Genomic DNA, 23138 nt, shown 5'->3' on the forward strand with positions numbered 1-23138 from the left:
GAGACTTGCCTTAACAGGCGGATAATACCGGGGCGTCATGGGAGATCTGGGCGGCGATCTGGTCGGATATGACCTTGCGAGCGGCGTGGCGACGATCACGCTGAACCATCCGCCTCTGAATGCTTTGTCCCACGCGTTGCGCGCGAGCCTCCTCGCGGCGCTGACCCGTGCCGAGGATGATCCCGCCGTCGGCGCCGTCGTGATCGAAGCAGCGGGCCGGAGCTGGCCGGTCGGTGCGGATATCCGCGAATTCGGCCAACCGCCGAAGGCGCCGGGCCTGCCAGAGCTATGTACCCGGATCGAAGCCTGTGCCAAGCCGGTCATCGCGGTGATGCATGGCACGGCGCTCGGCGGCGGGCTGGAGCTGGCGCTGGCAACGGCCTACCGCGTGGCACAATCGGCGCTGAAGGTCGGGTTGCCCGAAGTGACGCTCGGGCTTCTGCCCGGCGCAGGCGGCACCCAGCGTCTGCCGCGCCTGATCGGGCCCGAGGCGGCGCTGGAGATGATGCTCGACGGCGCGCAGATGGGCGCGGAAAAGGCGCTGGCGCTTGGCCTCATCGACCTCGTGGTGAACGAAAATCCCGGCGAGGCGGCGCGGCGGCGGGCCGCCGATCATGTCAGCGGCAAGCGCCCGCTTGCCACCGCGACCGAGCGGACGGCGCGCAGCGCCATGCCCGCCGGGCGCTATCTGCAAGCGATCGAGGATGCACGGGTCGAGCCGCGCGGGGCGCATGAAAAGGCCGCCCCCCTGATCATCGACTGCGTCGAGGCGGCGCTGCTTCTGCCGCCTGCGCAGGGCTATGCGCGCGAAAGGGCCGCCTTCGAAGATCTGATGGCGACCGCGGAATCGCGGGCGCTGCGTCACGCCTTTCTGGCGGAACGGATTGCCACGAAAAGCTTCGCGGCACCCGCAGATCTGCCGCAGATCGCCCGCGTCGCGATCATCGGCGGCGGCGGCATCGGCGCGAGCCTTGCGCCGCTTCTTTTGCGCAAGGGCCTCAGCGTCACGATCATCGAGGCCGACGCGACGAGCCTCGCGCGCGCGCTGACCATGATCGCACGGGCCGAGGAGGCGGCGGTCGCACTTGGCGATCAGACCGAGGCGGAGCGCGAAGCCTCCTGGGCGCGGCTGAGCGGCGCCCATGGCGCGATGAATGCAGCGGCGGCGGCCGATCTGGTGATCGACGCGACAGCCGACGATCTGGGTCGGCGTGCGACGCTGCTCGCGACGCTTGGCGGGCTCATGCCGCATGATGCGCCGATCCTGTCGGTCACGCGCGCGCTTGATCCCGTGGCGCTTGCAGGCGCGACGGGGGATGCGTCGCTGCATGCCTCGATTTACCTGCGCGAACCGGTCCGGCGGCAGACGATTCTCGAAGTCGCCGCCAGTGACACGGCGAGCCCCGTGGTTCTGGGCGCCGCCGCCGCGCTGGCGCGCCATCTCGGCTGGCGGGTGGTGCGGCCCGGGCCGGTTCCGGGCTTCATCGCGCCCTGGCTCGACAGCGCGCTTGCCGACGCCGCCGACCGTTGCCTCGCGCGCGGCGCGCTGCCGGGCGAGATTGATCGGGCTTGCAAGCAGCTCGGGCTTATCTCGGGCGCTTATGAGGCCGAGGATTTCTACGGACCCGCACATCCTCTCGTCGTGCACCGGCTTCGGCGCGCCGGCGTGAGCGAAGAACCTGTTGCCGCCGACCTGCGCCGCTGGCTGGTGGCCGAGGGCCGGTCCGGCCGCCGCCAGGGTAAGGGCTGGCATATCTACCGCGCCGACGGCAGCTGGCAGGCCGATCCGGCGATCGAGGCAGAGCTTTCGGGCGAACGGCCCCGGTTTCGCTTCCTGCCGGAGGATTTGCAGCGCCGCCTTCTGGCCGCGCTCGCCAATGCCGGGGCCTGGCTTCTCAGCGAGGGCCGCGCCCGCCGCCCGGCCGAGATCGACACGGTGGCGATGGCGCACGGCTTTCCGCGCTGGCGGGGCGGGCCGATGCGGGCCGCAGACGAGGCGGGGCTGCTTCTGATGCGCGATGATTTGCGGAAATGGGCGGACGAGGCCGGTGACGGGTTCTGGTCCCCCGCGCCGATCTGGGATGACTTGATCCGCGAGGGCCGGAGCTACGGCGATCTGAACCGCGACTAAGCCGGTTGATCGGGGCGGAACCGAAATCTTTCAAAGATCTCGGACCGGACCCTTTGGAAAGGGTCCGACCGGATTTCGTGACGAAAACCGGCTTAGCGTCCGGTCCAGTCCGCCCGGTAGCGCACGATCTCGCGCCCCGGGAAAGCGGCGGCAAGGGCAGCTTCGTCCAGCATCTCGCTCTCGGCCAGCCAGATCGTGCCGCGAAGCCAGGGATCGTTCAGCATCAGCGCCGACCCCTTGTCGCCATTCTTTTCAACGATCACGATCTTGCCGTCGAACCGTCCGTCCGACGCATCCTCGCGCACCGTCGGGTGGAAGCCATTATATTCGTAATATTTCGTCACCGCCCGCCAGGGCAGGAACACGCAAATCCCGAAGATGCAGGCATACCAGAAAAGTGCATCGATCTGCACATGCGCCTCTTCGCCCCGGTCGGGAAAGCGCTCGCGCAGCGCCATGTAGCCGCGGGCCGAGAGGTAGAAAAGGGGGAAGGCCGCGAGGAACCAATAGCGCGGACCGATGTAATAGCTGTCGGCGAACCAGTAGAAATACATGGCAAGAACGACGGCGGCGATCACCGCGATCATCGCCCAGTCCGCCCGGTTCGGCCGCTGCCAAAGCAGGAAGGCAAGGACGAGAGCGAGCGAGCCGATTGACCAGCCCATCATGTCGAACTGCAGGCTGGCGGCGAGGTTGATCACATTCACCAGCCCCTCGGTCGCCGAATGGCCAGGCCAGAGATCAAGCGCACCCCAGCCGCCCGGCGGCCCGATCTCGGGTCCGAACCCATAGGCATTGGCGCCGGGCAGCCAGTTCCGGTCGATATAGAGCGTCAGCGGCTGCAGGAAGGCCGAGCCGGTCACATGTGCGTTGTAGAAAAGGGCGACGGAACCGGTCAAAGCGCAGCCCGCGCCATAGATCAGCGCCCGCCCGGGCCCGCCCATCGGCGCGAGCGCCAGAAGCCAGAGCCCGGTCAGCCCGCCCGCCACCAGCCCGTCGAGCGGCCGGGTCACGAAGATCCAGCCCATGGCGAGACCGGCAAGAAACAAGCGCCTCAGCGCGCCGCGCGGCCCGTCACCGGCCCTGAGGATCAGCCACCAGGCCAGAAGCATGAGGAACAGGGTCAGCGTATGGGTCATGAGCGAGGCGGCCATCGCGGCAAGCCAGGGCGAGGCCGCCATCATCATCGCCACCAGATCGGCCTGATCGCGGTCCGATAGTCGCTGGGCGATCGCATGGCCCAGCAGCACCGACAGCGCCGCCAGAACCGGACCGATCAGCCAGGGCACGCCTGCCAGAACGCCAAGCGCCAGTACCGCGGGCCAACCCGGTGCTGTCGCCGCATACCAGCGGCCGTCGGTCTGATCAAAGAGGTAGTACTCCAGACCCGGAGCCGCTGCTTCTGGCGGGGCAGGGGCGGTCAGTGCGCCGCCCGCGAACGTTTTGGCCTGGAAGAGGTAGGCCACCTCATCCTCGACATGCGGCATCCGCTCGAACGCATAGAAGGACAGAAGCAGGCTGACGACGAAAGCGACGACCGCAGGCGCGAGGGCGCTCAACCTGTAAAGCCCGCTGATCGGGCTCTTCACCTGACTCATCGCCGCGAATGTCAGGAAATGGACAAGCGTAAGCCCCACCCCGAGAACTACATGCGCCGCATAAGCAGCGGCAGCAGTCCGCACCATATAGTCGAGCACTGGCACCGAAAGAATACCGGTCATGAGGACGAAAAGCGTGATCTGGGCCAGCCCGAGCCTCTCATTCGCGGTCCGCATGACGCCGCGCAGACCGGCCCAGCCCAGGACCGCAAGCGCCGCCATCGCCTCCGCCCCGATCACACCCCAGGTCGCCCATTCCTTCCAGTTCTTGGGTTGAATACGGATCTCCGGGAACCAATCCGGCCGGGTGATGTAAAGCTGCGCCGCGCCGCCGGTGACGAGGAAGAAGGCAAGAATGCCGAACGCGATCGCCTCGCGCCGCGCGCAGATGCCGAAGACGATCGCAGCGACGCCGCCGACGGTGAAATACCAGCGGTCGATCAGCGCCGAAGGGCGCCCGTACATCTCGTCGGTCACAAGGATCGCCCCGACGATCAGCGCCACACCCAGCCAGATGGCGGCCGCGCCCAATACCCGCATCTCCGCCCTCATGCTCGCGCCTTTGCCTTGGCGATCCGGGCCGGGGGTGCCTCGGCCGCGCTCTCGTTGCCGATGTTCACCAGCTCGCGTTCGATCACCATCGGCCCGCCTCTGACCTGATTGTGGATCGAGGTGATATATTCCCCGAGCATGCCGATGAAGAGAAGCTGGATACCGGAGAGGAAGAACAGCGCCACGATGATCGTGGTCGTCCCGCGTGGTCCTACGCCCCAGCCGAAAAGATAGGCCACAACCGAGAAAAGCGCGAAGAGGATCGAGGCCGCGGCAATCCCGGTTCCGACGAAGGTGCAGGCCCGCATCGGCGCCTTGGTGAAGGCGAAGATCGCATTCAGCGCCTGATCGACCAGCATGAAGAGGTTGTGCTTCGAAACACCCCGCTTCCGCGCCCGCCAGGTATAGGGGATGATGATCCGCTTGAACCCGACCGAGGCGATGATGCCGCGGATATAGGGGTAATGGTCATTGTGCTTCAGCACCGCTTCCAGCACCTTGCGGTCGATCAGCTGGAACTCTCCGACATCGGGCGACAGTTCGAAATCCGACAGCGCATTTACCAGACGGTAGAATATCTTGCGCGATGTTCTTAAGGCAAACGTCTCTTCCCGCGTTGACCGCGCGCCCGCCACGATCTCATAGCCCTGTTCCCACAGTTTCACGAACTCCGGCAGCAATTCCGGCGGGTCCTGCAGATCGACCGGCAACATCACGAGCGTCGCATCGCCCGTGGCATGGCGAAGCCCGTTGAAGGTCGACCGGAACACCCCGAAGTTCCGCGCATTCACCACGATCTTCACGCTCGGGTCCCTTGCCGCGATCCCTTTCAGGATCTCGACCGTGCGGTCGGAAGAGCAATTGTCGATGAAGATATGTTCGCGCTCATATCCCGGCAACTCACGCTCGAAGATGGCCCTGACCGTCTCGTGGCAGGCTTCGACATTGTCCTCTTCATTGTAGCAGGGCGAGACGATCGTGATCTTCTTCATGGGCTGCATCAATCTGTCGGGAAATGAAATGGGCACGACTCGGGCACGCTACGGGACTATTGTTGCACGCTTCTAGCATGGACGGCGGCGGGAACAGCAGTCGGGCGGAAATTGTTGCCAAAAGCGCGCGCTTCTAAGACGGGGCGCAAGATTGTTACTGCCGCAGCCAGGTGACAAGCGCCTCAGCCGGCCTCAGTTTCCGAGGAGTACCTCAGTCGAAACTTGCGTAATTCATCTAAACTATTTCGCTTTGGGGTGAGTGCGCTCTGATTCCTCGGCTATCCTTTCCCGAAACGAGGAGGATTCCATGCCGCTGTCCATGAACCGCGAAGTCTTCATCACCTGCGCTGTCACCGGATCGGGCGGCACACAGGACCGCAGCCCGCATGTGCCGCGCTCGCCCGAACAGATCGCGAATTCGGCGATCGACGCCGCCAAGGCCGGCGCCGCCATCGTCCATTGCCACGTCCGCGACCCTGAAACCGGCAAGCCCTCGCGCGACCCGAAACTCTACCGCGAAGTGACCGAGCGTATCCGTGACAGCGCGACCGACGTCGTCCTGAACCTGACGGCCGGTATGGGCGGCGACATGGTGTTCGGCGATGTGGAAAACCCGCTGCCTCTGAATCCCAAGGGCACCGACATGGGCGGCGCCACGAACCGCATGGAACATGTCGTCGACTGCCTGCCGGAAATCTGCACGCTCGACTGCGGCACGATGAACTTTGCCGAGGCCGATTATGTGATGACCAACACCCCCGGCATGCTGCGGGCGATGGGCGGCATGATGACGGCGGCGGGGGTGCTGCCGGAGATCGAGGCCTTCGACACCGGCCATCTCTGGTTCGCGAAGGAACTGGTGAAAGAGGGCGTCCTGAAATCCCCGGCCATGGTCCAGCTTTGCATGGGCGTACCGTGGGGGGCGCCCAATGACCTCAACACCTTCATGGCGATGGTCAACAATGTGCCCGCCGACTGGAACTGGTCGGCCTTCTCCCTCGGCCGCGACCAGATGGCCTATGTTGCCGCAGCGGTGCTGGCGGGCGGCAACGTCCGCGTCGGGCTCGAGGACAACCTGTGGCTCGGCAAGGGCCAACTCGCGACCAACGCCCAACTCGTCGAGCGCGCGGTCACGATCATCGAGAACATGGGCGCGCGGGTTGTCGGACCGGACGAAGTACGGGCGCGGCTCGGCGTGACTAAGCGGGCGCCGAGGGGGCGCTGATTGTCGGGACGCTGTCGGGACGGATGCCCGACGCGGGCGGGACAGAAAACAGACGGGTAGGGACGGCAATGGCACGGAAAGCGGCAATCATCGGGGGCGGGGTTATCGGTGGCGGTTGGGCGGCGCGCTTCCTGCTCAATGGCTGGGACGTGGCGGTCTTCGACCCCGATCCGCAGGCCGAACGCAAGATCGGTGAAGTGCTGGCAAACGCCCGTGCCGCACTGCCCGCGCTGTCGGACGTTCCGCTGCCGCCCGAGGGCAAGATCACCTTCTGCGGCACGATCACCGAAGCGGTGGAAGGCGCTGAATACATTCAGGAATCCGTCTCCGAACGACTTGGGCTGAAGCACCGGGTCTTCGCCCAGATCCAGCAGGCCTCGCACGGTGTACCGATCGGTTCCTCGACGAGCGGCTTCAAGCCCTCGGAACTGCAGGAGAACGCTGCCGACCCCTCGGTGATCTTCGTCGCCCACCCGTTCAACCCGGTCTATCTTCTGCCGTTGGCCGAGGTCGTACCTAGCGCGAAATCAGACGCAAAAGTCATTGAGAACGCTAAGGAAATTCTCCGTGAAATCGGCATGTTCCCGCTGCATGTCCGCAAGGAAATCGACGCCCATATCGCCGACCGCTTCCTCGAAGCCGTCTGGCGCGAGGCCCTTTGGCTGGTGAAGGATGGTGTTGCCACCACCGAGGAAATCGACGAGGCGATCCGCATGGGCTTCGGCCTGCGCTGGGGTCAGATGGGCCTCTTCGAGACCTACCGTATCGCCGGCGGCGAGGCAGGCATGAAGCACTTCCTCGCCCAGTTCGGGCCCTGCCTGACCTGGCCCTGGACCAAGCTCATGGATGTGCCTGAATTCAATGACGAATTGGTCGATCTGATCGCCGGTCAGTCCGACGAACAGTCGGGCAAATATTCGATCCGCGAGCTGGAGCGCATCCGCGACTCGAACCTCATCGGTTTCATGCGGGTCCTGAAAGACCGCAACTGGGGTGCGGGCAAGGTCCTGAAGGATCACGACAAGATGCTGGCCGCCAGGCTGCCCGAGCCCCCCAAGGCCGAGCCGATGGCGATGGCCCACATGCAGGTGCTGCCGGGATGGATCGACTATAACGGCCACATGACCGAAAGCCGGTATTTGTTCGCCTCTTCAGAAACTTCTGACAATTTTCTCAGGCTGATCGGGGCCGACATGGACTATGTCGCCGGTGGCCACAGCTACTATACGGCCGAGACACATATCATGCATCTGGGCGAAGCAAAGCTTGGCGACCGGTTGACCGGTTCGGTGCAGGTGTTGCATGCCGACGAGAAGCGGCTCCATGTCTTCATCCGCATCACGCGCGGGGACGAGGTCGTGGCGAGCCTTGAACAGATGCTGCTGCATGTCGACATGAAGGCCGGCAAGACCTGCCCGGCGGCGCCGGAGGTGCTTGCGAAGCTCATGCCCATCGCCGAGGCGCACAAGGCACTGCCCATGCCGAAGGACGCCGGGCGTTTCTGTGGGCAGCGCAAGTGAGACGGGTCCTGATCACCGCCGGCGCAAATGGCATCGGCCTGGTGATGGCGCGGGCCTTTGCGGCTGCGGGCGACCGGGTCTGGGTCACTGACGTCGATCCCGCGGCAGTGGGCGCGGCGCCGGCGGGCATCAGGGCGACAGTATGCGATGCGGCCGAAGAAGATTGCATGGCGGCATTGTTCAGCGAAATCAGCGCTGAATGGGGCGGAATTGATGTTCTGTGCTCGAATGCCGGGATCAAGGGTCCGACGGCGGCCATCGAGGAGATGCCGCTGGACGGCTGGCACCAATGCCTGGCCGTCAACCTCGATGGCGCAATGCTGGCTGCCAAGCATGCCGCAAGACTGATGAAGCCTACCGGGTCGGGTGTGATGATCTTCACCTCCTCGACTTCGGGCCTTTACGGCACACCTTACCGCGCGCCCTATGTGGCGGCAAAATGGGCCGTGATCGGTCTGATGAAGACGGTGGCGATGGAGCTTGGACCTTTTGGCATCCGCGCGAATGCCATCTGTCCGGGGTCGGTGAACGGCCCCCGAATCGACCGGGTGATCGAGGCGGAAGCGGAAGCCAAGGGCATGACGCCCGACGCTGTGCGGCAGGGCTATGCGGCGGGCACGGCGCTGAAACGCCTGTCGGACCCCGAAGACGTAGCCAGCATGGCGCTTTTCCTGGCCTCGGACGGTGCGCGCATGATCTCGGGTCAGGCGCTCGCTGTCGATGGCATGACCTACAACGTTGATCCGTAAGGAGAAGAAAATGCATTTCGGATTGACCGAAGAACAGCAGATGATCGTCGACATGACGCGGTCGTTCGTGGAGAACGAGCTTTACCCACATGAAATGACCGTCGAACGCACTGGCGAACTGCCGCTGGAGCTGATCAAGGAAATCCAGAAAAAGGCAATGGAGGCCGGGCTTTACGCGGCGAACATGCCGGCAGAAGTTGGTGGCGCTGGCCTAGATACGCTGTCGTGGCTGCTCTACGAGAAGGAACTGGGCCGCGCGAACTATGCGCTGCACTGGACCTGCGTCGCGCGCCCGTCGAACATCCTTCTGGCGGGGAACGAGGAGCAGCGGGAAAAGTACCTTTACCCCTGTATCCGGGGTGAGACCTGGGATTGCCTTGCCATGACGGAGCCCGGTGCTGGGTCGGATCTGCGCGGCATGAAAGCGAGCGCGCGGCAAGACGGCGACGACTGGATTCTCAATGGAACCAAGCACTTCATCAGCCATGCTGATATCGCCGGTTTCGCCATCGTCTTCATGGCGACGGGTGAAGAACAGACGCCGAGGGGTGCTAAAAAGAAGATCACCGCCTTCTTTGTCGACAAGGGCACGAAGGGGTTCACCGTCCGCGACGGTTACCGCAATGTCTCGCACCGGGGCTACACGAACGCGGTTCTGGAGTTCGACGATTGCCGCCTAAACAAGCGCCAGATCCTCGGCGAGGTGCATAAAGGGTTCGAGGTGGCGAATTCCTGGCTGGGCGCCACGCGGCTGCAGGTGGCATCCACGTGCCTCGGCCGCGCCGAGCGGGCGCTGGGGCATGCGATTTCCTACGCGGCAGAGCGTGAACAGTTCGGCCAAAAGATCGGAAAGTTCCAGGGAATTTCCTTCAAACTGGCAGACATGGCGATGGAACTTAAAGCGGCAGAGCTGCTGACCCGTGAAGCCGCCTGGAAATACGATCAGGGTTCGGTGACCGAGGCCGACATGTCGATGGCCAAGCTGAAGGCGACCGAGGTGCTGGCGATGATCGCCGACGAGGCGATCCAGATCCACGGCGGTATGGGACTGATGGACGAGTTGCCGCTGGAACGGATCTGGCGCGACGCGCGCGTCGAGCGCATCTGGGAAGGGACCAGCGAGATCCAGCGGCATATCATCAGCCGGGAACTGTTGCGGGCATTGGGAGCGTGAGATGCGGGGGCTCTGCCCCCGCACCCCCGGGATATTTGGACCACAATGAAGGATATGAATCAGGTGACGGTACGGCGGGACCTCACGCGGCTCTTTCGGCCGAAATCCATTGCGCTCTTCGGCGGCGGATGGGTGGGCAATGTCATCGCGCAGTTGCAGAAGTCGGGGTACGCGGGCGCGATCTGGCCGGTCAATCCCAAGCGGGCGGATATTCTCGGTGTGCCCTGTTTCGCCTCGATCGACGATCTGCCCGGCGCACCGGATGCGGCCTTTGTGGGCGTGAACCGCGAGGCTTCCATTGACGTCGTGGCGCGACTGTCTGCCATGGGTTCGGGGGGCGCGACCTGCTTTGCAAGCGGGTTCGCCGAAAGCGAGGCCGAAGGGACGGGGGGTGCCGACCTGCAGGCCGAACTGGTGGCGGCGGCGGGCGACATGCCGATTGTCGGACCGAACTGCTATGGGTTTCTGAACTATCTCGACAATGTCACCTTCTGGCCTGACCAGCATGGCGGGCTGACGGTCGAGAGCGGGATTGCCATTGTAGGGCAATCCTCGAACATGGCGATCAACATGACGATGCAGGCGCGCGGCCTGCCGATTGCCTATGTGCTGACCGCTGGGAACCAGGCGCAAACCTCGCTGTCGGAACTGGGGATGATGGCGCTGGATGATCCCCGCGTTACCGCGCTTGGCCTGCATATTGAAGGCTTCGGTGATATCCGGGCGTTCGAGGCGCTGGCGGCTCTCGCGCGGGCGAAGGGCAAGCCGGTCGTGGTGCTGAAGTCTGGTCATTCCGAGGCGGCTCAGGCGGCGACCATGACCCATACTGCCTCGCTTGCCGGCGGGGCTGCGGCCTCGTCGGCGCTGATCGCGCGGTTGGGGATGGTCGAGGTGCGGTCGCTGACGACCTTCCTTGAGGCGCTGAAGCTTCTGCATTTCGGCGGGCCATTGCGGGATGCTGGGATCGGCTCGGTCAGCTGTTCGGGCGGCGAGGCGAGCCTGATGGCCGATTGTGCCTTGGGGACAGCGATTGAATGGCCGGCCTTTTCATCCAAGGGCAAGGCACGGTTGAACGCGATCCTCGGGCCGATTGTGACGGTGGCGAACCCGCTCGACTATCACACGTTCATCTGGGGCGACACCGAGCGGATGACGGACTGTTTCGCGGCCGTTCTGGATGAACAGCGGGCGCTTTGCGTCTTCGTCCTCGATCTGCCGCGGCCGGATCGTTGCAGCCAGGCAGGCTATCGCTGCGCGGTCGATGCGATCATTGGGGCGGCGCGGCGAACGGGTGCGCGGGCGGCGGTCCTGGTCTCGATGCCCGAAAACCTGACCGAGGACCTGGCGGCCGAATTCTCGGCGGCGGGGGTCGTGCCTTTGTTCGGCATGGTCGAGGGGCTTGAGGCCATCGACGTGGCGATCCGGGCAGGGCGGCTGGCGGCGCGCCCGGCGGCTGCGCCGGTTCTGCTGCGCGGCGCGCCGGAGGGTGGTGTGGTTCTGTCCGAGGCCGAGGCCAAGGCCGCACTGGCGGCCCATGGGCTCGACGTGCCGCAATCGGTGACGGCGGCGAGCGCCGAGGCTCTGGCGGTGGCGGCGGGGCGACTCAGGATGCCGCTTGCGGTGAAGGGGCAGGGGATCGCCCACAAGACCGAGGCGGGGGCGGTGAAGCTGCATATCCGGTCGCCAGACGAGGCGGCGGCTGCGGCCCATGCGATGGCAGGCGCGACAGGTTTCCTTGCCGAAGAGATGGTGACGGGGGCGGTGGCCGAGCTTCTGGTCGGGATCACCCGCGACCCGACCGGGCTGATGATGCTGACGCTTGGCGCGGGGGGCGTGATGGCCGAGATGCTGGCCGACACTGCCTCGATCCTGCTGCCGGCGACGAATGACGACATCCGGGCCGCGCTCGGTCGCCTGAAGATCGCGAAGCTGCTGGCCGGATGGCGGGGCGCGAAGGCTGCCGACATGGGCGCCATCGTCCGCGCGGTGCAGGCGATCGCCGCCTATGCGGCGGCCGAGCCGGGGCTGCAGGAGCTTGACGTGAACCCGCTGATCGCGACGCCCGAACGAGCGGTGGCGGTCGATGCTTTGATACGAAAGGCGTGAGAGATGGCTGAGATGCAGATGCGGACCGAGGGGCCGGTCAAGACCCGGCGCGAGGGCGCGATCCTTGAGGTGACGTTGGAAGCGGGGAAGGCGAATGCGATCAGCCTTGCGACGAGCCGGGTGATGGGGCTCGTATTCCGCGATTTCCGCGACGATGACAGTCTCAGGGTCTGCATCCTGCGCGCGGCGGGAGAGAAGTTCTTCTGCCCGGGCTGGGACCTGAAGGCGGCCGCAGAAGGCGATGCAGTCGATGGTGATTATGGCGTGGGCGGCTTCGGCGGGCTGCAGGAATTGCCGAACCTCAACAAGCCGGTGATCTGCGCGGTGAACGGGATTTGTTGTGGTGGCGGGCTGGAACTCGCCTTGTCGGCAGACCTGATCCTTTGTTCCGACAATGCGACCTTCGCGCTGCCGGAAATCCGCTCGGGCACGGTGGCGGATGCGGCCTCGATCAAACTGCCAAAGCGCATTCCCTATCACGTGGCGATGGACCTTCTGTTGACCGGGCGCTGGTTCGATGCCGAGGAGGCGCATCGCTGGGGGATCGTGAAGGAGATCACCACGCCGGAAGACCTGCTGCCCAAGGCCTGGGCTTTGGCGCGGCTTCTCGAAAGCGGGCCGCCGCTCGTCTATGCCGCGATCAAGGAAGTCGTGCGCGAAGCAGAGAACATGCGCTTCCAGGATGCGCTGAACCGGATCACCAAGCGGCAGATGCCGACTGTCGACCGGCTTTATTCGTCGGAAGACCAGCTGGAGGGCGCGCGCGCCTTTGCCGAGAAGCGCGATCCGGTCTGGAAGGGGCGATGAGCCTGCGGGGGGAAGATTTCCGGTCATAGTGCCAGGAAAGGGGGGGCTATGGATTGGGGTTGGGAACAGGTCACCGCGATTGCCACGGTTCTCGGGGTGCTTGGCGGTCTGATCTCCCTTGGCTTTGTCGTCTACGAGGTTCGGCGCAACGCTGACGCGATCGAAGGCGCGACGGTTCAGGGCCTCATGTCGCTTGAGGTTCAGGTGTTCTCCATCCTGACCCAGCATGCAGACGTCTATGAGCGTGGAGCTGAGGATCTGGCGAACCTGACTTCGGGCGAGCGGTTCCTGTTCAACCGGCTGGTTGCCTGCAAGATATCGCTCTTGAACAGCGCCTATGTGCAGTTCGAACAGCAGCTCATCGATCTGGATGTCTGGCAGGCCTATGTCAGGGCCTTCCAGCAGGATGCCGAGGCACCGGGTTACATGACCACCTGGCAGGCGATCCGGCTCAGATATCCCGAGGGGTTTCGGGACAGTCTGGAACAGAACCTTCCTGCGGCCGAACAGGCAGGGTCCGCATGACGGACCGTCCCGGTCTACTCGCCGCGCGGGAACCGTTTCGATTCTTCCAGAATATTCAGATCCATGTGGTTGCGCATGTAGCGTTCGGAGGCAGCCCGGAGCGGCTGGTAGTCCCAAGGGAAATAGGCGCCATTCCTGAGCGCCTTGTAAACGACCCAACGGCGGGCCTGGCTTTGCCGGACCTCTTCATCAAACTGGGTGAGGGTCCAGCGTTCGTCGGCCAACGCGCGCAGGCGTTCGAGTGCCGAGGCGGCGGTGGGGTCACTGACGCGGTTCGCCCGTTCGGCGGGGTCTTCGTCGAGGTTGAAAAGCAACTCCGGGTCGGCCGCGCAGCGGATATATTTCCAGGGGCCGTCGCGCAGGGCAACGAGTGGGGTGATCGAACCTTCGGCGGCATATTCCATGGGAACCGGCGCGCGGGTGTTGCCGGCCGCAACGGGTACGAGGCTTTCGCCTGCCGTCCAGGGCGCCACCTCGTCGAGCGAAAGGCCGGCCAGTGCGGCGAGGGTCGGGGTCACGTCGAGGGTGGAAACTGGCGTGTCGACGCGGCCTGCCTCGATTTCCGGCGCGGCGATCATCAGGGGCACGCGGGCCGAGCCTTCGAAGAAGTTCATCTTGAACCACAGGCCGCGCTCGCCCAGCATGTCGCCATGGTCGGAGGTGAAGAGAATGACCGCCTCCTGCCGGGTCGCTTCGAGCACGTCGAGGATCTCGCCCAGCTTGTCGTCTATGTAGCTGATGTTGGCGAAATAGCCGCGCCGGGCGCGTTCCACATGGGCGGGCGTCACCTCAAGACTGCGCCAGTCGCAGGCATCCATCAGGCGCTGCGAATGGGGGTCCAACGCCGCGTAGGGGATCGGTTCGGGGGCCTTGAGATGCGGGCAGTCCTCGTAAAGGTCCCAGTATTTGCGGCGGGCGACGTAGGGGTCGTGCGGGTGGGTGAAGCTGACGGTCAGGCACCAGGGCCGGGCGTCGGCGCCGCGCGACAGATCGTAGAGCTTCTGGCAGGCCTGGAAGGCGACGTCGTCGTCATATTCGTACTGGTTGGTGATCTCGGCCACGCCCGCGCCGGTTACGCTGCCCAGATTGTGATACCACCAGTCGATGCGCTCGCCCGGTTTCCGGTAGTCCGGCGTCCAGCCGAAATCGGCGGGGTAGATGTCGGTCGTCAGCCGTTCCTCGAAGCCATGGAGCTGGTCGGGGCCGACGAAATGCATCTTGCCCGACAGTGCGGTCTGATAGCCTGCGCGGCGCAGGTGATGGGCGTAGGTCGGGATATCGGAGGCGAACTCTGCGGCATTGTCGTAAACGCGGGTCTTCGAGGGCAGCTGCCCCGACATGAACGAGGCGCGGCCCGGCGCGCAAAGCGGCGAGGCCGTGTAGCAGGTCGAAAAGCGCGCCGAACGGGCGGCGAGACGCTTCAGATTGGGCGCATGCAGCCAGTCCGCCGGGCCATCGGGAAAGAGCGTGCCGTTCAGCTGGTCGACCATCAGGATCAAAATGTTCGGGCGTGACATGGGCGGGCTCCTTTTTCTGTAGCTATGTCATTCAAACCTCATATAGTGCGGGGCGAAAAGCCCTTGAATCACGATGGGCATCATAAACAGGGATTATGGAAAAGCTCGACCTCGGAGCGCTGGATCTTGTGGCCGCGATCGTGCGGGCGGGAACGCTCACCGGCGCGGGGGATGCGCTTGGCATGAGCCAGCCCGCGGTCAGCACCCAGTTGCGGCGGATCGAGGCGGGGCTTGGACGCGCGCTCTTCCATCGTTCGCCCGGCGGATGCCGGCTGACGGCGGCGGGCGAGATCCTGTGGCGGGCGGCGGAACCGGCGCTAGCCCGGATCGAAGCGGCAGTCGATGAGATTGCGGTCATGGGGCGGGACGAAATACTGCGGGTCACGACCGATTTCGGTTTCGCCTCCCTCTGGCTTCTGCCCAATCTGGGTGCGTTCCGCGAGGCCCATCCGGGGATGGAATTGCAGGTCATCGCCTCGCAGGCGCCGCAGGCACCGCGCGTGGGCGAGGTCGCGGTGCGGTTTGCGCGCAAGGGTGCGGTGACGGCAGGCGCGCGGCTGTTGATCGAGGAGCGAGCCATGCCGGTTTGCGCCCCCGCCCATCCGGCAGCGCTTCGGGGACTTGACGGGGCGACGCTTCTGCATTTGCAGGCGAGGACCGATGCGCCATGGCTTGATTGGGACGGCTGGCTCGCCGATAGCGGACAGACAGCCAGACCGGGACGGGGCGACCTCAGGCTGAACACATATGACCTTGTCGTGCAGGCGGCGCGGGCGGGGCAGGGGGTTGCGCTTGGCTGGCTGCCCCTCGTCGAACCTTACCTTGAAGACGGATCGCTGGTGGCAGCGGGGCCGGTCGTGCACCGGACAGATAGCGGATACTGGCTGGAAGTGGGGCCGGGCGGCGGCCGGGCGGCGACGGCATTCTCGGACTGGCTTCGCGGCATGTTGCCCGAAGCGGCGCAACGGACAGAGTTGGAGACGGCATGAAGGTGCGGACGGATTTCCCCCGCAAGGTAGCAGAAACGGCGGACATGGGGATCGTCCTGCAGGACGGCACCCGGCTCTCTGCTCGGGTCTGGATGCCGGAGGATGCCGCCGACAATCCGGTGCCCGCGATCCTGGAATACATCCCCTATCGCAAGCGTGACGGGACGCTGGCGCGCGACGAGCTGATGCACCCGTATTTCGCTGGTCATGGCTATGCCGCGGTCCGCGTCGATATCCGCGGCAATGGCGACAGCGACGGGTTGATGGAGGACGAATACAGCGAGCAGGAACTGGCAGATGCCTGCCGGATCATCGACTGGCTGTCGCGTCAGCCCTGGTGTACCGGCGCGGTGGGGATGATGGGGAAAAGCTGGGGTGGGTTCAATTGCCTGCAGACCGCTTTCCTGCAGCCGCCGGCGCTGAAGGCGGTCATCTCGGTCTGCTCGACCACCGACCGGTTCGCCGACGATATCCATTTCAAGGGCGGCTGCCTTCTGGGCGAGAATTTCGGCTGGGGGATGGTGATGCTGTCCTATTCCTCGCGCCCGCCGGACCCGGCCTTGCGCGCGGACTGGCGGGAGGAATGGCTGAAGCGGCTGGAGGCGGAGCCGTTCCTCGCGCCCCGCTGGGCGAGCCATCAGGCACGGGACGACTATTGGAAACATGGATCGGTCTGCGAGGATTATGCCCGCATGACCGTGCCGGTGCTTTCGATCGGCGGCTGGGCCGACAATTACATGAATACGGTCGCGGCGCTTTGCGAGAATGTGCCCGCGCCGGTGCAGGGTCTCGTCGGGCCGTGGGTGCACCAGTATCCCCATCAGGCGGTGCCGGGACCGGCGATCGGTTTCCTACAGGTGGCTGTCAGATGGTGGGACCGCTGGCTGAAGGGCATCGAGAATGGCGCCGAAGAGGATGGCGCCTATCGTGCCTGGATGCAGCATTCCGCGCCGCCCGATGCCTCGGCGCCTTACCGGCCGGGCCATTGGGTGGTTGAGCGCGACTGGCCGTCAGCGCGCGTCCAGTCGCATCGGTTGCATCTTGGCCCGCAGGGGCTGGGCACATCCGGGCCGCTTCATCACGTGATCAACACGCCGCAACATGTCGGGTTGCAGGCGGGTGAATTCTTTCCGATGGGGCTGAACGCCGAAATGCCAGGCGATCAGCGCGAGGATGATGGCCTGTCGGTATGTTTTGACGGCGCGCCGCTCGACGAGCCGCTCGATCTGCTTGGCGCGGCGCGGATGTCGCTGACCCTGTCGTCAGATCGGCCCCGTGCCAATCTGATCGCGCGGCTCTGCGACGTGGCGCCCGACGGCTCCTCGGTCAGGATCGCGCACGGGATGCTGAACCTCTGCCACCGGAAGGATCGCGCGCGGCCCACGGACATGCTGCCGGGGCAGGCGGAAGAGGTGGTGCTGACGCTTGATCAGATGGCCTATCGGCTGGCACCCGGGCACCGGCTCAGGCTCGCGCTCTCGACCAGCTACTGGCCCTTCGTCTGGCCTGCGGCCGATGCAGCGACGTTGACCCTGACCGAAGGAACGCTCGATCTGCCGGTGCATGCGGGGTCGACTAGCGATGAATGGCAGCCGCCGGAACCGGAAAGCGCCCGCCCCTGGAACCATCGCATCCTGCGCGAGGGCCATGCCGCACGCCGGATCGAGCGCGATCTTTTGTCCGGTCGGCAGGTGCTGGTGGTCGAAGAGGACGGTGGTGACCGCGAGAACCTCGACCACGGTCTGATCAGCGGCGAGACCATGTCGGAACGCTGGGAGATCGACGCGGCCGACCCCCTGTCGGCGCGGGCGACGATCCGCTGGGAACAACGTCTCAGCCGGGGCGACTGGAACGTGCGGACCGAGGCCACAGGTGAGATGACCGCAACCGCCGATGCGCTCGTCACGAAAGCGCGGCTGACGGCCTGGGAAGGTGAGACGGTCATCTTCCAGCGGGACTACGAAGATAGTGTGCCGCGTGTGCACCTATGAAAATTTGCTCACGACGGCATTTTTTGTTGTCAAACCAAAGTGTCAGTGTTCATGATTGACTCGCAAATCAACAAAACCAAACCGGGGAGATGAGGATGAAAGACGATCTGGCCAAACTGCTGGATTTTATCGATGGCGCCGGCCTCAGCCGCCGCAGCTTTCTGACGCGCAGCGCCGCCTTCGGCGCGACGGCCGTTGTGGGTACCGCGCTGACCACCGGCCGCGCGTCGGCCGAAGAGCCCAAGAAGGGTGGTGTCCTGAAGATAGGTCTCGGTGGCGGCGAAGCCACCGATACGCTCGATCCGGGCCTTGCCGACAGCCAGGTACCCTTCGCACTGAACCGCAACTGGGGTGACACGATCGTGCGCGTCACGCCGGACGGCCAAATCGAGCCCCGGCTCGCCGAAAGCTTCTCGTCCAACCCCGAAGGCACGGAATGGACCTTCACCATCCGCCAGGGCGTGAAGTTCCACGATGGCAGCGATATGACCGTCGATGACGTTGTCGCGACCTTCAAGCGCCATTCGGACGAGAATTCCAAATCCGGCGCGCTCGGCATCATGAAGGGCATCAGCGACATTTCGGCCGACGGCCAGAATGTGGTGATGAAGCTCGAAACCGGCAATGCCGACCTTCCCTACCTCTTGGCCGACTACCACCTGGTCATCCAGCCCAAGGGCGGCGTGGACAATCCGGCCGCCGGGATCGGCACCGGCGCCTACAAGGTCGTCTCGGCTGAGGCAGGCGTGCGCTATGTGCTCGAGAAGAACGCCGACGACTGGGACACGACGCGCGGCCATTACGACGGTGTCGAGATTCTCGTCATCAACGATTCGACCGCGCGCAACTCCGCGCTGCAGGCCGGCCAGGTCCATATGATCAACCGGGTCGATCCGAAGGTCGCGCAGCTACTGTCGAAGACGCCGGGCGTGGTCGTCACCAACATCTCGGGCCCCGGCCATTACGTCTTCATCATGCATTGCGATACCGCGCCCTTCGACAACAACGACCTGCGACTCGCGCTGAAATATTCGATCAACCGTCAGGAAATGGTCGACAAGATCCTCAGCGGCTACGGCGGGGTCGGCAACGACATTCCGATCAACGCCTCCTATCCTTTGTTCGACGCGACGCTGGAACAGCGGCCCTACGATCTGGCGAAGGCGGCCGAACACTACAAGGCCTCGGGTCATGACGGCAGCCCGATCGAGCTTCTGGTCGCCGACGGTGCCTTCCCGGGCGCGGTCGATGCCGCGACGCTCTGGCAGGCAAGCTGCGAACAGGCGGGCATCCCGCTTGTCGTCAAGAAGGTGCCGGACGATGGCTACTGGTCGGATGTCTGGAACGTGAAGCCCTTCTGCGCGAGCTACTGGGGCGGGCGCCCGGTGCAGGACCAGATGTATTCCACCGCCTATCTCTCGACGGCGGAATGGAACGACACGCGGTTCAAGGATCCGGAATTCGACGCCCTTCTCATCGAAGCACGCGCCGAGACCGATACGACCAAGCGTCAGGAACTCTACAGCAAGATCGCCCATATCCTGCGCGACACTGGCGGCGTGATCGTGCCGATGTTCAATGACTATATCGACGGTCATTCGGAAACGGTCGCGGGCTGGATCGAGGATCCGACCACCGAAATGATGGGTGGCTGGGCCGCGCAGAAAACCTGGTTCGCCTGACAGCGATCCGCTCTCCCGCCCGGGATCGCCCCGGGCGGGAGGCAACCCGGCAGAAGATCGGGGACAGAAAAGGCTTGCGAATAATCATCATGCGCATAGCGTGATCCTGACGGAAGATAATTGCTCTGGGGAGGAAGCAATATGAATGACGAACTGCGTTATCTTCTTGCGCGCACCGCGCAGGGCAAGCATTCGCGCCGCGATTTTCTCGGTCGCGCCGGGGCGCTCGGGATGACGACGGCGATGGCCGGATCGCTCCTCGCGACCGCCGCCCGGGCCGAGGGACCGAAGAAGGGCGGTACGATCATCGCCGGCATGCAGGGCGGTGAATCCACCAATACGCTCGACCCCGCGCTCGCCGCCTCCGAAGTGCCGTTCGCGGTCAACATGACCTTCGGCGAGATGCTTCTGGACGTAAGCCCGACGAACGAGCTGGTGCCGCGCATCGCCGAGGAATATTCCTCTTCGCCCGACGCGAAGGTCTGGCAGTTCAAGATCCGGCAGGGCGTCGAATTCCATAACGGCAAGACGCTGACCGCCGACGACGTGATCGCGACGCTGCAGCGCCATACCGACGAGAAATCCCAATCCGGCGCGCTTGGTATCGTGCAGGGCATTTCCGAGATGAAGGCCGAAGGCGACATGGTGACGCTGTCGCTTGCCGCCGCCAACGCCGACCTTCCCTATCTGCTGGCCGATTATCACCTGGTGATCCAGCCGAACGGCGGTGTGGACGATCCGGCCGCCGGGATCGGCGCGGGCGCCTACAAGGTGGCGGTGAACGAACCGGGCGTCCGCCATGGTTTCGAGAAGTTCGCCAACTATTGGGATGACGCTTCCGGTCACGCTGATCAGGTGGAAATCCTCGTGATCAACGACACGACCGCGCGGGTGGCAGCACTTCAGGCCGGTCAGGTCCATATGATCAACCGGGTCGACCCGAAGGTCTACAAGCTCTTGAAGGCCGCGCCGGGGCTACAGGTCGTCAATTCGCCGGGTCGCGGGCATTATGTCTTCATCATGCATTGCACGGCAGCACCTTTCGACAACAACGACCTCAGGATGGCGCTGAAATATGCGATCAACCGTCAGGAAATGGTCGACAAGGTGCTGGGCGGGCTTGGCTCCATCGGCAATGATTTCCCGATCAACGCGGCCTATCCTATGTTCGACGAAACGATCGAGCAGCGCGAGTACGATCCCGACAAGGCGGCCTTCCACTACAAGGCGTCGGGCCATGACGGCAGCCCGATCGTCCTGCGCACCGCGACCGGTGCTTTCCCGGGTGCGGTCGAAGCCGCGCAGCTCTATCAGCAATCGGCCGCTGCTGCCGGCATCCCGCTGGAGATCGTGCGCGAACCCGATGACGGGTACTGGTCGAACGTCTGGAACGTCCAGCCCTTCTGCGCCAGTTACTGGGGCGGGCGCCCGGTGCAGGACCAGATGTATTCGACGGCGTACCTGTCGACGGCGGAATGGAACGACACCAAGTTCCACAACGAGAAGTTCGACGGGCTGCTGATCGCGGCGCGCGCCGAACTCGACCAGGCCAAGCGCAAGCAGATGTATTCCGACATGGCCCACATCCTGCGCGACGAGGGCGGTCTGATCCTGCCGATGTTCAACGATTTCGTCGAGGCTGTTTCCGACGCGATCGGCGGCTGGGAAACCGACCCCAACGGCGAACTGATGAACGGTCGCGCCATGACCAAGTGCTGGCTGGCCTGACGGCCGGTCCAACAAGACTATCCGGCTGGCCGATGCGCCAGCCGGATCAATATCCGGGGGGACGATGCATCCAGTCGTGAAACTCATCGCCCAGCGCCTTGCGTTGGGCCTCCTTCTCCTCCTTGCCGTCTCTGTGCTCATTTTTGCAGGCACCGAGATGCTGCCGGGCGACGTGGCGCAGGCCATTCTCGGCCAGTCGGCGACCGAGACGGCACTAAGGAACCTGCGCGAGGAGATGGGGCTGAACCAACCGGCCATCACCCGCTATTTCCAGTGGCTCGGCGGCATCCTGCAGGGCGACCTCGGTACGGCCTTGTCCAACAAGAAGGAAATTGCGACCGAGATCGGTGCGCGGCTCGGCAACACTCTCTTCCTCGCCTTCTGGGCGGCGGCGGTTTCCGTGCCGCTCGCCATCGGGCTTGGCCTTCTCGCGGTGCGCTACCGTAACCGTTGGCCGGACAAGCTGATCTCCGGCGTGACGCTGGCGACGATCTCGCTGCCGGAGTTCGTGGCGGGTTACATCCTGATGTACCTGCTGACGGTGAAATTCCGCATCTTCTCGCCGATCTCCACCATCTATGACAGCATGTCCTTCGGCCAGAAGCTGAACGCCATCGCGTTGCCGGTCATGGTTCTGGTCCTGGTGGTCCTGGCCCATATGATGCGGATGACGCGGGCCGCGATCCTGAACGTGATGCAGTCCGCCTATATCGAGACGGCGGAGCTGAAGGGGCTGAGGCCCCTGACCATCATCGCCCGCCACGCGTTCCCGAACGCCATCGCCCCGGTCGTGAACGTCGTGATGCTGAACCTCGCCTATCTGGTGGTCGGCGTTGTCGTCGTCGAAGTGGTCTTCGTCTATCCCGGCATGGGCCAGTATCTGGTCGATCATGTGACCAAGCGTGATGTGCCGGTGGTGCAGGCCTGTGGCCTCATATTCGCCGCCGTCTATATCGGCCTGAACATCTTCGCCGATGTGATCTCGATCCTAGCAAACCCGCGTCTGAGGCACCCGAAATGAGCCGCATTCCTCTGTCCGCGCTCATCGGTCTGGTGATGACCGGGGCGTTCTTCTTCACCGCGATCTTCGCGCAATGGCTGGCACCCTACGGGCTGAACGAGGCCGTGGGCGATGTCTGGGAAAATCCCTTCTGGTCGTCGGAGCCATCGGAATATCTTCTGGGCACCGACAATATCGGCCGCGATCTCCTGAGCCGGATGATCTATGGCTGCCAGATCACCATCCTTCTGGCCACCGCCTCGTCGGCCGTGGCCTTCCTCACCGGCTCGATCCTCGGCTTCACCGCTGCGGTGGTCGGTGGTTGGGTCGATCAGGTGCTGTCACGCCTCGTCGATCTCTTCATGTCGCTGCCGTCGCTGATCCTTGCGCTGGTGATCTTGTCGGTCCTGAACGTGACGCTTCCGGTGCTGATCCTGGTGATGGGGCTTCTGGATTCCACCCGCGTCTACCGTCTGGCCCGCGCGGTCGCCGTGGATATCGTGGTGATGGATTATGTCGAGGCAGCGCGCCTTCGGGGCGAGGGGACGAAATGGATCATCTTCCGCGAGATCCTGCCCAATGCACTGTCGCCGCTCGTGGCCGAACTCGGCCTCAGATTCATCTTCGCGGTTCTCTTTATCTCGACCCTTTCCTTCCTCGGCCTCGGCGTCCAGCCGCCGCTCGCCGACTGGGGCGGCATGGTGAAGGAAAACAAGGACGGGCTCGTCTACGGCATATCGGCGGCGCTGGTGCCGGCGATCGCCATCGCCGTCCTCGCGATCTCGGTCAATCTCGTGGCCGACTGGGTCCTGAACCGGACCACCTCGCTGAAAGGAGGCCGCGGTGCGTGAC

Annotated in this window: 17 protein-coding genes; 14 read left to right on the plus strand and 3 right to left on the minus strand. The window is 64.5% G+C overall.

Annotated features, from left to right (window positions below):
- The first annotated feature begins 37 nt into the window (after window positions 1–37).
- Complete coding sequence (locus OU426_RS01865; RefSeq protein ID WP_267632146.1) at window positions 38–2131, plus strand: enoyl-CoA hydratase-related protein; 2094 nt, start codon at window positions 38–40, stop codon at window positions 2129–2131.
- Between the two features lie 92 nt (window positions 2132–2223).
- On the opposite strand, the gene OU426_RS01870 is transcribed toward OU426_RS01865, so the two are convergent.
- Window positions 2224–4281 carry an ArnT family glycosyltransferase gene (locus OU426_RS01870; RefSeq protein WP_267632147.1) on the minus strand — a complete coding sequence of 686 codons (2058 nt, stop codon included), beginning with the start codon at window positions 4279–4281 and terminating at the stop codon, window positions 2224–2226.
- Window positions 4278–5273 (minus strand): glycosyltransferase family 2 protein, encoded by a 996-nt coding sequence (locus OU426_RS01875; RefSeq protein ID WP_267632148.1) that lies wholly within the window; start codon window positions 5271–5273, stop codon window positions 4278–4280. Before OU426_RS01875 ends, OU426_RS01870 begins: the two co-directional genes overlap by 4 nt.
- 307 nt (window positions 5274–5580) lie before the next feature.
- Here OU426_RS01875 and bcoG point away from each other — a divergent pair, with 307 nt between their 5' ends.
- The 7 genes from bcoG (at window position 5581) to OU426_RS01910 (ending at window position 13379) form a co-directional block, all read left to right on the plus strand.
- Window positions 5581–6498, plus strand: coding sequence for a 3-dehydrocarnitine:acetyl-CoA trimethylamine transferase BcoG (gene bcoG / locus OU426_RS01880; RefSeq protein WP_267632149.1), 918 nt, complete (start codon window positions 5581–5583; stop codon window positions 6496–6498).
- Window positions 6499–6566: 68 nt separating this feature from the next.
- A complete protein-coding gene (locus OU426_RS01885) occupies window positions 6567–8018 on the plus strand; it encodes a carnitine 3-dehydrogenase (RefSeq protein ID WP_267632150.1) in 1452 nt (483 codons plus the stop codon).
- Complete coding sequence (locus OU426_RS01890; protein ID WP_267632151.1) at window positions 8015–8767, plus strand: SDR family oxidoreductase; 753 nt, start codon at window positions 8015–8017, stop codon at window positions 8765–8767. Before OU426_RS01885 ends, OU426_RS01890 begins: the two co-directional genes overlap by 4 nt.
- Before the next feature lie 10 nt (window positions 8768–8777).
- The gene (locus OU426_RS01895) at window positions 8778–9941 is read left to right on the plus strand and encodes an acyl-CoA dehydrogenase family protein (RefSeq protein WP_267632152.1); all 1164 of its coding nucleotides are present in this window, start codon (window positions 8778–8780) and stop codon (window positions 9939–9941) included.
- Window positions 9942–9986: 45 nt separating this feature from the next.
- On the plus strand, window positions 9987–12047 hold the full coding sequence (locus OU426_RS01900; RefSeq protein ID WP_267632153.1) for an acetate--CoA ligase family protein: 2061 nt from the start codon (window positions 9987–9989) through the stop codon (window positions 12045–12047).
- A 3-nt stretch (window positions 12048–12050) separates the two neighbouring features.
- A complete protein-coding gene (locus tag OU426_RS01905) occupies window positions 12051–12854 on the plus strand; it encodes a carnitinyl-CoA dehydratase (RefSeq protein WP_267632154.1) in 804 nt (267 codons plus the stop codon).
- Window positions 12855–12902: 48 nt separating this feature from the next.
- Window positions 12903–13379: a hypothetical protein gene (locus OU426_RS01910; protein WP_267632155.1), complete on the plus strand. Its 477-nt coding sequence runs from the start codon at window positions 12903–12905 to the stop codon at window positions 13377–13379.
- Window positions 13380–13393: 14 nt separating this feature from the next.
- Here the strand turns inward: OU426_RS01910 and betC are convergent, their stop codons facing one another.
- Window positions 13394–14896 (minus strand): choline-sulfatase, encoded by a 1503-nt coding sequence (gene betC / locus OU426_RS01915; RefSeq protein ID WP_267632156.1) that lies wholly within the window; start codon window positions 14894–14896, stop codon window positions 13394–13396.
- Between the two features lie 95 nt (window positions 14897–14991).
- On the opposite strand from betC, the gene OU426_RS01920 reads away from it, so the two are divergent.
- The 6 genes from OU426_RS01920 (at window position 14992) to OU426_RS01945 (ending at window position 23137) form a co-directional block, all read left to right on the plus strand.
- Window positions 14992–15885, plus strand: coding sequence for a LysR substrate-binding domain-containing protein (locus OU426_RS01920; protein ID WP_267632157.1), 894 nt, complete (start codon window positions 14992–14994; stop codon window positions 15883–15885).
- Entirely contained in the window at window positions 15882–17876 is a 1995-nt protein-coding gene (locus tag OU426_RS01925; RefSeq protein WP_267632158.1) for a CocE/NonD family hydrolase, read from the plus strand. The genes OU426_RS01920 and OU426_RS01925 overlap by 4 nt, the downstream gene beginning before the upstream one ends.
- A 95-nt stretch (window positions 17877–17971) precedes the next feature.
- Entirely contained in the window at window positions 17972–19558 is a 1587-nt protein-coding gene (locus tag OU426_RS01930; protein ID WP_267632159.1) for an ABC transporter substrate-binding protein, read from the plus strand.
- Window positions 19559–19699: 141 nt separating this feature from the next.
- Window positions 19700–21286: an ABC transporter substrate-binding protein gene (locus tag OU426_RS01935; protein WP_267632160.1), complete on the plus strand. Its 1587-nt coding sequence runs from the start codon at window positions 19700–19702 to the stop codon at window positions 21284–21286.
- 64 nt (window positions 21287–21350) lie between these two features.
- Window positions 21351–22307, plus strand: a complete 957-nt coding sequence (locus tag OU426_RS01940; RefSeq protein WP_267632161.1) for an ABC transporter permease — start codon at window positions 21351–21353, stop codon at window positions 22305–22307.
- A complete protein-coding gene (locus OU426_RS01945) occupies window positions 22304–23137 on the plus strand; it encodes an ABC transporter permease (protein ID WP_267632162.1) in 834 nt (277 codons plus the stop codon). The genes OU426_RS01940 and OU426_RS01945 overlap by 4 nt, the downstream gene beginning before the upstream one ends.
- The last annotated feature ends 1 nt before the right edge of the window (window position 23138 follow it).

The sequence above is a fragment of the Frigidibacter sp. RF13 genome, assembly GCF_026626305.1.
Classification (GTDB): domain Bacteria; phylum Pseudomonadota; class Alphaproteobacteria; order Rhodobacterales; family Rhodobacteraceae; genus TMP-24.